The following is an 11,335-nucleotide window of genomic DNA, read 5'->3' on the forward strand; positions in this document are numbered from 1 at the left end:
AGCTGTCGTTCACGGATGCCCTTTCGGTGGCTGTACGGCCGCGGTCAGCGCACACCGAGGGCGGTGAGCTCCTCGGCCAGCCGGCGGATGGTGCTGGCCTCGAACAGCAGGCCCGCGCTGACGTCGACGCCGAACATCTGCCGCACTCTGGCGCTGAGTTGCACCGAGGTGAGCGAGTCGCCGCCGATGTCGAAGAAGTCGTCGTCGAGTGCGACGTCATCGACGCCCAACGCCTCGACCCAGAGCCGGCGCAGCGCGTCGAGGAGGTCACCGCCGTGGTGGTTCGGCGACGCCGGCGGGGCGGGCGCCGAGGTGCCGCCGCGGCCGGCTCCCGGGCCGGGTTGCGCGACGTCCGCGGGCGTGCCGGGGCCGGTGCCGTTCGTGGCGGCGGGCGGGCCGTCGCGCCAGGGCACGCCGGGAACCTGCAGGCGCGGCCCGGCCGGGTTGACGACGACCACCGGCGGGTAGGCGTCGCCGAGCAGCGACAGGAACGCGGTCATGCCGTCCCGGGGCGACAGGACGGCCGGATCGACGTCGCTGTCGCGCGCCGCCGCGCTCGGCGCCGCGACGGGTGCGGGCAGCTCCGGCCGTAGCGCGCCGGCGGGTCGCCGCGGCCGGGGCTGCGCGGTGAGCTGACGGGCGAAGTCGTCATGGCGGATCTCGCGAATGGTGTAGGCGGTGACCCGGACCAGGCACCGCCCGGTGCCCGCGTCGTACAGGTCGAGATCGAGACTGCGCAGCCCGTGTTGGGGCGGCCGTAGGCGGCCGTGGGCGAGAATCCGATCCGGCAGGGGGGCGAACTGGACGAGACGGCGGTAAAGGAAGGGCATGTATTGCTTCGGTTCGCCGCGGAATGCGGCGGACAGGATCGCGATCCCGGCCTGGTCCAGCAATGCCGGGTGCAGCGGGTGCTCGGCCAGGTCGTCGACGTACGGCGACGGTAGCCGCAGCTCGGCCAGGTGCTCTTCGGTACCCCGCCACAGCCCGGTCCAGGACTGCCAGCGCGGGCCGAGTTCGACCCACCCGTCGAACTCCGGCACGTCGCTGGGCTCGAGTCGGGCCTTGAGCGCCGCGATGTCGATCGTCTCCGGCACGTCGGCCGAGGCCAGCAGGTGCCCGTTGACGTGGTTCGTCCACGGCCCCGGGGCTCCGGCGGGTCGCGACTGGACACGGAACCTGACATGGTCGGGCATCGGTGTGAAGAACACGCCCAGGTCGACCGGCTCGGTGCCGTTGACCGGCGTGACGAAGACGGTTTCCCGCAGGTCCGCCGCCGCATCGGCGGGCAGGACCCCGCTGGCGCGGGCGGCCGTGATGACGAGGTCCAGCGATCCCGTGCCAGGCAGCAGGGCGACGCCGTCGAAGCGGTGCTCGTCGAGCTGCCAGTCGGTGTTCTTGTCCAGCGTCCGGACGTAGTCCGGCCGCGGTGAGTCGGCCGGTTGCCCGGCGGCGGTCCCGGCGGCCGGTTTGGCCGTGCCGGCCCGGGGCGGCTCTGCCGGCGTCTGGTGCGCGGCGTGAGTCGATTCGGCCCACATCCCGACATGCGACCATCCCGGCCAGCTCACCGCCGTCACCGCGGCGTGACGGTGGTCGGGCCGTTCGGCGAAGGCGTTGAGGAATCCGTTCGCCGCTGCATAATCGGCGCTGCCGAGCATCCCGGCCAGGCCGGCGACGCTGGAGAACAGCATCAGGAAGTCCAGCGGGGCGCGACCGGCGAAACATGCCTCCAGCGCAAGCGTGCCGTGCACCTTGGGCGCCAGCACCGAGTCGATGTCGGCTCGTGCCCGGCGGGCCAGGAGCCCGCCACCGGCGATGCCGGCGGCGTGTACGACACCGTGCACGACGCCGTACTGCTGCTCGACCGTGCGGATAGCGGCCTCGAGCGAACCGCGGTTGCTGACGTCGGCGGGGACCGTCAAGGTTTCGGCGCCGGCGTCGTTGAGATCCGCCAGCGCATCGGCGATCCGCGGGTCGGCCGGGGTTTCGCCCGGCGCGGGCGCAGAACGTCCCAGCAGGGCCAGGCGCGGCCGCCGGCCCGTCTCGGCCAGCGCCTTGGCGATGACCAGGCCGAGTCCGCCCAGCCCGCCGGTGATCAGGTAGACACCCCGGTCGCGCAGCGGCGCACCGCGGGTGCCGGCGCGGCCCAGCGGGCGTAGCGAGGGCGTCCAGGCGGACGCGCCGCGCACCGCGACCAGCGGCTGCACCGCGTCGGCGAGGGCGGCGCCGAGCGACTGCTCGGAGGTGCCCGGTGGGGCATCCACGATCGAGCAGCGGATCGCGGGGTGCTCCTGCTCGATGGTGCGGGCGAGCGCGATCACCATAGCGGTGGCCGGGTTGACCAGTTCGGCGCCGGTGACGTTCACCGCGTAGCTGGTAATGATGATCAGCCGGACCGGCGCCGCCGCCTGGGCCGCCCGCGCGACGGCTCGTGCGCATGCCAGCACGCCGTAGAAGCCATCACCGAGCTGTCGGTCGATGTTCTGCGCTCCGGCGTCGGCCGGCGTGCCGAACGGCACGGCATACGTGACCATGCGCAACGGGCCGGACGCCGAGCCTCGCCGCAGCAACTCGTCCCAGGCGGCGTCCGAGTCGACGTCCAGCGCCATACCGATGGGCGGCGCAACGGCGTGACCTGCGCCCACCGTGGCGCGAACGGCGTGGTAGCCGGCCCGTTGCACCGCACCCCGCACAACGGTGGCCATGTCCGCCGAGGCGGGCAGCACGACCACGCCGTTGCCGGCGTCCTCGGTGCTCCGCAGTGCCGCACTGTGGCCGTGGCGACTGCGTGTCCAGTCCAGCGCACCGAGCGACCAGCCGGTCTCGGGCGGTTGTTGCGGCGGTACCGCGGCGTCGACGCCGGATGCCGGGGCCTCACCCGGACGGTGCGCCGAAGCGCTCGCCGTCGTGCCGTTGGCGTCCGCGACCAATGCATTGTCGCGCGGCGGCCGATGGCTTGCGGGCCTGTCGACCCAGAACCGCTGCCGCTGGTAGGGGTACCCGGCCACTGGCACGCGCCCGGCCGGGGCGGCGGCGTCACGGCGCATCAGATCCACCGGAACGCCTTCGACCCACAGCCGGCCCAGCAGCCGTTCCGTGCTGCCCGCATCGCCGCGCGCCGAATCCATGACCGGCAACACGACGGAGCCGGTGTCGCGTACCGCCGGATGAACGCGCAGCAGGCCGGACAGGGTCCGGCCGGGACCGGCCTCGATAAGGAAAGCGGGTGTCGCGCTCACCAGCGCCCGCGCCGCCGCGGCGAACCTGACCGGGGTGACGAGCTGGTCGGCCCAGAACCTCGCCGATGTCGCCTCGGCGTCGCTCATGGGCCGGCCGGTCGCCGCGGAGACGATCGGGATGGCCGGCGGCGCGAGCGTCATGTCGGCGAGCACCGCCTCGAAGCTCGCGGCGGCCGGCGCCATCGCGGGGGAGTGGAAGGCGTGCGACGTGCTCAGCGGGGTCGACGCGATGCCGGCGGCACTCAGCCGCTCGGCGGCCGGCGCCAGCGCGTCGGGCGTGCCGGAGAGCACCACCTGATCCTCGGCGTTGACGGCCGCCAGGTGGACGCCTTCGGGGAGGGGCAGGCCGAGCACGGCATGCGTGCCCTGCTCGGATGCGTTCACGGCAATCATCGCCCCGGCCGGCATCCGACCCATGAGGGTGGCCCGGGCGGTGACCGCGCGGACGGCGTCAGCGAGGGTGAATACCCCGCCGACCGCGCCGGCGCAGATCTCGCCGAGGCTGTGGCCGGCCAGCGCATCGGGCCGTATTCCCCAGTCCATGAGCGTCCTGGCCGTCGCGTACTCGAGCACGAACAGCAGCGGCTGGGCCACGGTCGTGTCGGCGAGCGCGGCGGGATCGGCACCGGCCAGCCAGAGCCCGCGCAGATCCCGGTCGTCGGCCTCGGCGATCATGTCGAACACGGCGTCGCAGTGCATGCGGAACGTCGTCTCGCTGCGGTACAGCCGATGTGCCATGCCGACGTGCTGCGCGCCCTGCCCCGGGAAGCAGAACACCACGTCGCGTCGGACGCCGTCGGGCCGGATGATGCCGGTGCCGTCCCGCAGCGCACCGGCCGCCTTGGCGGCATCGGTGGCCACCAGCGCCAGCCGGTGCTTCAACTCGGTGCGCCCCACCCGCAGCGTGTATGTCACGTCCCGGAACGACCGGCCACCGAGATCGGCGAACTCCTCGGCCAGCCGGCCGGTGAGCGCGTCCGCGGCGGCCGGCTCGGCCCCGGACCATACGATCAGCTCGCTGTCGTGGGCCACCGTCGCGACCGGCGACGGGGCCGGGGCCTCTTCCAGGATGACGTGTGCGTTCGTCCCGCCGATGCCGAACGAGCTCACGCCGGCCCGCCGCGGCGCGGCCGGCGTGCGTGGCCACGGCCGGGACTCAGTCGCGACGGTGAACGGGGTGTTGTCCAGGTGCAGGCGCGGGTTGACGGGAATTGCATTGATGTTCGCCGGTATCCGTTCGTGCGTCAGCGCGAGGACGGTCTTGATGAACCCGCAGATTCCGGCCGCCTGGCCGACGTGGCCGACGTTGGACTTGACGGAGCCGATCGCACAGTATCCCGACGGCAACGGCTGCACGGCGGTGCGGCGGAACGCCTCGGTCAGTCCGGCGATCTCGATAGGATCGCCGAGCCGGGTGGCGGTGCCGTGCGCCTCCACATAGGAGATATCGCCGGGCTCGACGCCGGAGCGGCGGATCGCCTCGGCGATGCAGTCCGCCTGGCCGTCCGGGCTCGGCGCTGTGAAGCCCGACTTTCGGTTGCCGTCATTGTTGAGGGCCGATCCGCGGATGACGGCGAAAACGGTGTCACGGTCCGCGAGCGCCGCGTCCAGCCGTTTGAGCAGCACGGCGCCGACGCCGCTGCCGAAGTTGGTGCCATCGGCGTCGGCGGCGAACGGCCGCGTGGTGCCGTCCCGCGAGAGGATGCTGCCTTCCAGGTGGAGGTAGCCGTAGTCGAGTGGCATCTCGATGCTGCACACGCCCGCGACCGCCATGTCACACTCGAGGTGGGCCAGCGACAGGCACGCGGACCGGATCGCCGTCAGCCCGGTCGAGCAGGCCGTCTGCAGCGTCATGCTCGGCCCGCGCAGGCCCAGGCGGTGTGAGATGAAGGTCGCCACGTAGTCGGGAGCGTTGGCGATCTCCAGCGCCAGAAACGAGACCGCGTCGCGAATCTGCGGTGCCTGCTCCAGGTGGTCGACCCGGTATCGGTTGATGTTGGTACCGGCGTACATGCCGATCGCACCGGGATAGCGGGCGGGGTCGTATCCGGCGTGCTCCAGCGCACCGTGCACGGCCTCGAGGAGCACCCGTTGCTGCGGATCGCGGATCTCGGACTCCCGCGGCGTCATACCGAAGCGACGCGCGTCGAACTGGTCGGCGGCGGGCAGGCACGGGCGGCGCCGCACGTAGCCGGGGTGCGCGAGGTACTCGGGATACTCGGCGCGGCGCAACAGGTCCTCGTCGTCGAGATCGGAGACGCAGTCGCGGCCGTCGACCAGGTTGCGCCAGAATTCGGCCAGATCCATGGCCGCCGGAAACCGGCCGGCCATGCCGATCACGGCGATGGGTTCCTCGGGCATCGCGTGACTCTCCTTACGCCGGCCGGAGCCGGGCCGTGGCGTCGCGAAGCCCGGGCACGTCTGTGGCGAGCGCCCGCAGCGTCGGGTAGTCGAAGAGCGTGCCGGCGCCGAGGTCGGTGCTGAAATGAGCATTGATCTGGCTGGTGAGCTGGACCGCGGTGAGCGAGTTGCCGCCGATTTCGAAGAAGTCGTCGTCGAGGCCGATGTCCGGCACGCCGAGCGCGATGCTCCAGAGCCGTTGCAGCGCGCTCAGGGTGCTGTCGTCACCGCCGCCGGGCCGGTCCTGGCGAACGTGCTCGCCCATGGACGCGGGTCCGGGCAGGTTCGCGGGCGGCCGCTCGGCGCCGGGGTCGTGGCCGGCGGCCGGAGGCGTGTCCGGCGGCCGCATCGCGGCGGTGTTCTGATCCGCCCACGCAATACCCGGCACCCGCCGCTCCGCGTCGGCCAGGCCGACGAACACGACGGGCGGGCACGGGCGGCACAGCAGCTCGAGGAGCAGCGTCGCGCCCTCCTCCGGGAGCAGCACGTCGGGCCGATCCGGCGCCCTCACCGCCGGATCCGCCCCGCCGGACGAGCCAGGGCCGGCCGCGTCGGGGCCGGCCGGGATCGGTTCCCTCGCCGCCGGCACCGTGGCCTGCGGCGCGGACAGGTTGTTCGTCCGGCTGCCGGCCGCGAGCCCGCCCTCGGCGACCTCGCGCATGGCAAACCCTTCGACGGACAGCAGCAGGCGCCCCGTCTCGGTGTCGTAGATGTCGAAGTCGACGGCGCGAACGGCGGTGCGGGCCTGCCGGCTGAAGCGGATGTGCACATGCACGTCGCCGGTCAGCGGGCCGGCGACGACCACCTTGCGGTACATGAAGGGCGCGTACGCCCGGCCTGCGACGAGGTCGTGCAGGACGCCGCTGGCCACGTCGACGAGGGCGGGGTGGATCGGATGCTCGTCGAGGTCGGCCAGGAACGCTTCGCGCAGGACCAGCCGGGCCAGTCGTTCGGTGTCGTCCCCTCGCACCTCGGTGACGCTGTCCCAGCGGGGTCCGAACCGAATCCAGTCGACGACGCCGGTGCTCGCCGGCGACACCAGCCTCGCACGCAGGTCGTCCAGGCCGATGCCCTCGACCGGCTCGGCGTCGAGAATCATGCCGGAGGCATGGTCCTTCCAGACGCCGTCGCCGCCTTGCGGTCGGGACTGCACGGAGAGCCGCCGGCCTTCGCCGAGGGGCCAGACCACGACGCGGATCTCCCGGGGCCCGTCGCCAACCAGCGGCGCCAAGAAGACCAGGTCCCGAATCTGCAGATTCCAGTGATCACCGGGCATTCCCGCGCGGGCGCCGAGGACCGCGAGTTGCAGCAGGCTCGTTCCGGGCAGGAGCGTCACGCCCTCGAAGACGTGCTCGTCGAATTCCCAGTCCCGGCCCGGCGTGCGCACCAGCTCGAGCGCCACCGTCGTCTCGGCGTTCGGCGAGCCGCCGGCGGCCGCGGGTCGCGAAATGCGGCCGGCACCCGGCTTGGTGCCGGCCGGGACCGAGTCGGCCCCGCCGAACAGCACCGCCGCCTCGGCGGAGCGGGCGAGCATGCCCACCTCGGCCCATCCCGGCCACTGGACCGAGACGGTACGCCGCTCGCCCGCGGCGCACGCCGCGCTGTGCGCGTCCAGGAAGGCGTTGGCCGCGGCGTAGTCGCCGCTACCGAACATGCCGGTGAGTCCGGCGACGCTCGAGCACAGTACGAGAAAGTCCAGCGGCCGGCGCCGGGCGAAGGTCTCCTCGATGGCCAGCACACCGCCGATCTTGGGATGCAGCACCCGGCCCACATCAGCTGGTCTGCGCCGTTCGAGCAGACCGCCGCCGGCGATCCCGGCCGCGTGCACGATGCCGTTGACCGGGCCGAAACGCTGTTCCACCTCGTTGACGACGGTGTCGAAAGACTTCGGGTCGCCGACGTCACCGGCGAGGTAGGCCACGTCCGCGCCGGCGTCGGCAATCGCCGCCAGCGCCGCGTCGACCTCGTCGCGGTCGGGCAACTCGGCGAAGGGCGTCCGCCCGAGCAGTGCGATCGACGGTCGAAGGCCCGTCTCGGCCAGCGCCCGGGCGAGGACCAGGCCCATGCCGCCGGCGCCGCCGGTGATGAGGTAGGTGCCCCGGTACCGCAACTGCGAGTTCGAAGGCTGCGGTGCGGGCGGCACCGGTGCCAGCAGCGGCCGCCAGCGCGTAGTGCCGCGTATCGCCAGCAACGGTTGGTCCCTGTCGGCGATGGCCGCGCTGATGGTGTGTTCCGCCGCCCGCCATGCCACGTCGATGACCCGGCAGCGCACCTGCGGATTCTCGAGCTCGGCGGTGCGCAGCAGGCCGAGCACGGCGGCGTTCGCGGGATTCACCAGCTCACCGCCGGTGACGTCGACGAGGCCTCGGCCGAGCACGAGCAGATGCACGGCAACGCCGCGCCGTCGCTGGAATGCGGCGGCGGCCTTGAGCGCCGCGAGGACGCTGTCGATGATGCCCGCGACCTGCTCCTGCGGCGTGGACCGGTCCATGTCGGCGGGCGGATCGAGCAGAGCGGCGTGTGCGACGAGGACCGGACCGCCGGACCGGGTCGCCGCGTTCTCCAGTAGCGACAGCCAGGCATCAGCGTCGGTTGCGTCGATCTCGGCGCCACTGTGCGATCCACCCGTCCCGCTCACGCATCGCAGCGTCCGATAGCCGGCGCGCTGGACGCATGCCTGCGCGACCTGGGCCGACCGGCGTTCGTGCGGTGCGAGCAGGACGGCAACGCCGGCGCCGCCCGGCACGGCGTTCGGCGGCGCCTGGACGACAGCGGCGGTGTCGCGGATCCACTGCAGCTCGGCAAGCCGCCACCGTGACGCCGGGATCTCGCCTGCCACCGGTCGCTGCGGTGGTGCCATCGGTGCCTCGGCCGGCGGCGGCGCCTCGGGCGGTGTCATCGTTGCCTCGACCGGCTTCTGCGGGCGGGGCGGGTCCAGCCAGTAGCGGCGGCGCTGGTAGGGGTAACCCGGCACCGCCACCCGCCGGGAGCCGGGCGCCTGTCGCTGACGCCAGTAGCCGACTGGCGCGCCGTCCACCCACAGCTGGGCAAGACAGTCGTCGAGCGCCAGGCCGCCGTCGTCGCGGCCGACGGCGGGCATGCATCGGCTCTGTGTCTCGCGCGCGTCGGGTCGGCCGCGCAGCAGCGCGGTGAGCGTGCGGCCCGGGCCCACCTCCAACACGGTGACGGGTCCGCCGGCGAAGATCGTTGCCGCGGCGGCGTGAAAGTTCACCGGCTCGACGAGCTGCCGCGCCCAGAACCCGGCCGACGTCGCCTCGGCCTCGCTCATGACCGTCCCGGTCGCGGCCGAGACGATCGGGATCGTCGGCGCACGCAGCGCCGCGTCTTGCAGTACCGCCGCAAATCCCTGTGACGCCTCGGCCATCGACGCGGAGTGGAAGGCGTGTGACGTGGTCAGCGTCCGGCTCGCCACACCCCGCTCGGCCAGCTGTGTCGCGGCGGCCTGCATCGCGTCCTGCGGGCCGGACAGGACCACCTCCCGGCCGCTGTTGATGGCGGCCAGCGCAACGTCGCCGGCGATGAGATCGTCGACGGCGTGCCGGCCTGCCGCGACGGCCAGCATCGTGCCCCGAGGCATCCGCTGGATCCACCTGGCACGTTCGGCCACCACCCGCAGGCCGGTCTCGAAGTCGAACACGCCGGCGACCGCGGCCGCGACCAGCTCGCCGAGGCTGTGCCCGACCAGCTGACGCGGCTCGACACCCCAATGCCTGAGGCAGTGTGCGAGGGTGTACTCCAGCACGTACAGCAGCGGCTGGGTCACCTCGGTCTCGGCCAGCTGGGCGGCATCGGTCCCGGCACGCCACAAGGCCCCCAGGTCGCGTCCGAGCAGCGGTTCGAGCACCTCGAACGCGGCGTCGCAGCCCTGCCGGAACAGCGGCTCCCGGTCGTAGAGCGCGTGACACATCGCCGGGTACTGCGCGCCCTGACCGGGGAACGCGAAGACGATCTCGCGGCTCACCCCGTCCCACGTGCGCACCCGAGCGTGATCCCGCAGGCCGGCCGCGGCATCCGCCGATCCGCTCGCGGTGAGTGCCGCCCGGACGGGCCGCTTCGTGCGGCCGACCCGCAGCGTGTGCGCGGCGTCGTGAAAGGCCGCGTCATCCAGCTGCGCGAAGTGCGCGGCGAGCCGCTCCCGCAGGGCGCCCTCCGCCGCAGTGTTCATCGCCGACCACAGCAGCACCTCGCCCGAGGGCGGCTGGGATACCGGCGACGCGGCCGGCGCCTCTTCGAGCACCAGGTGTGCGTTGGTGCCGCCGATGCCGAACGAGCTGACCCCGGCCCGGCGTTTCGTGCCGGGCACGACCGGCCACTGCCGTAGCTCGGTGTTGAGGTAGAACGGGGACTCCTCCCAGTTCACCTCCGGGTTCGGCGTGGTGGCGTTGATGCTCGGCGGCACCAGCTGCCGGCTCAGCGCCAGTGCCGTCTTGATCAGCGCCGCCATGCCGGCGGCCTGACCGGTGTGGCCGATGTTCGACTTGACCGATCCGAGCCCGCAGTACTGTGCCGGCAGCGCATCCGGGCTCGCCGAGCGGAAGGCGTCGATCAGCCCCGCCAGTTCGATCGGGTCGCCGACGCGGGTTGCCGTGCCGTGCGCCTCGACATAGCCGATGTCACGCGGATGCACGCCGCTGACCGCCAGCGCCTTGCGGACGCATTCGCTCTGCCCGGCGACGCTGGGGGCGGTGTAGCCCACCTTGCGCGCGCCGTCGTTGTTGCAGGCGGAGCCCAGCACGACCGCGTAGATGGTGTCGTTGTCGGCCTGCGCCGCGGACAGCGGTTTGAGCAGGACCGCGCCTACACCATCGCCGAAGTTCGTCCCGGTCGCGTCGGCGCTGAACGACCGTACGACTCCGTCCATGGCTCGGATGCCGCCCGGGATGGGGATGTAGCCGCGATGATATGGAAACTCGATGTCCACTCCGCCCGCCACGGCCATGTCGCAGTCGCCCGCCCGGATGGCAACGCAGGCCATGTGCACGGTCGTCAACGAACTGGAGCAGGCGGTGAGCACAGTCGCGCTCGGCCCACGCAGCCCGAGCTTGTAGGACACGAAGGTGCTCATGTAGTCGGGGTGGTTGGCGACGTCGATCGCCGAGTAGCCGACGCTTTCGACGAGTTCCTCGTGGCGCTCGACGTAGTCGTAGCGGTACCGGTTGGCGTTGGTGGCGGCGAACAGCCCGATCTGACCGGCGTAGTCCATCGGGTCGTAGCCGGCGTGTTCCAGCGCGCCGTGCACCGCCTCCAGCAGCATTCGGTACTGGGGGTCACGCAGTTCGGCTTCGCGGGGCGTCATGCCGAACAGTTCGACATCCATGGAGTCGGAATCCGGGATGATCGGGCGGCGGCGCACATAGTTGGGATGCGCCATCACGTCCGAGGTCTCGAAATACCGGTCCAGTTCCTCGTCGGTGAGTTCGGTGAGGCAGTCCCGCCCGTCCGTCAGATTCTGCCAGAACTGTTCGATGTCGTCCGCGCCCGGAAATCGGCCGGCCATGCCGATGATGGCAATCGGTTCGACTGTAGCCATGCGCACCTCCGTTGCCACCGCTACCCCGCCGGCCCGGCAGCCTGGCGCATGGTGATTGTCTGGGCGGTACATGGGCCGTTCACGTCCCGCAAAATCGCGACAGGTCGGCTGATACGGGTGCTGATTGACTGCTGCACACGACGAAACG

Annotated in this window: 2 protein-coding genes; both read right to left on the minus strand. The window is 72.3% G+C overall.

Going from position 1 to position 11,335, the window contains the following annotated elements; translation table 11 throughout:
* Positions 1-44 precede the first annotated feature (44 nt).
* Positions 45-5,597: an SDR family NAD(P)-dependent oxidoreductase gene (locus ACQEVU_RS13445; protein WP_433323194.1), complete on the minus strand. Its 5,553-nt coding sequence runs from the start codon at positions 5,595-5,597 to the stop codon at positions 45-47.
* A gap of 13 nt (positions 5,598-5,610) precedes the next feature.
* Positions 5,611-11,187, minus strand: a complete 5,577-nt coding sequence (locus tag ACQEVU_RS13450; RefSeq protein WP_433323196.1) for an SDR family NAD(P)-dependent oxidoreductase — start codon at positions 11,185-11,187, stop codon at positions 5,611-5,613.
* Between the last annotated feature and the right edge of the window lie 148 nt (positions 11,188-11,335).

The sequence above is a fragment of the Dactylosporangium sp. CA-139066 genome (assembly GCF_050936175.1).
In the GTDB taxonomy this organism is placed as follows: Bacteria; Actinomycetota; Actinomycetes; order Mycobacteriales; family Micromonosporaceae; genus Dactylosporangium.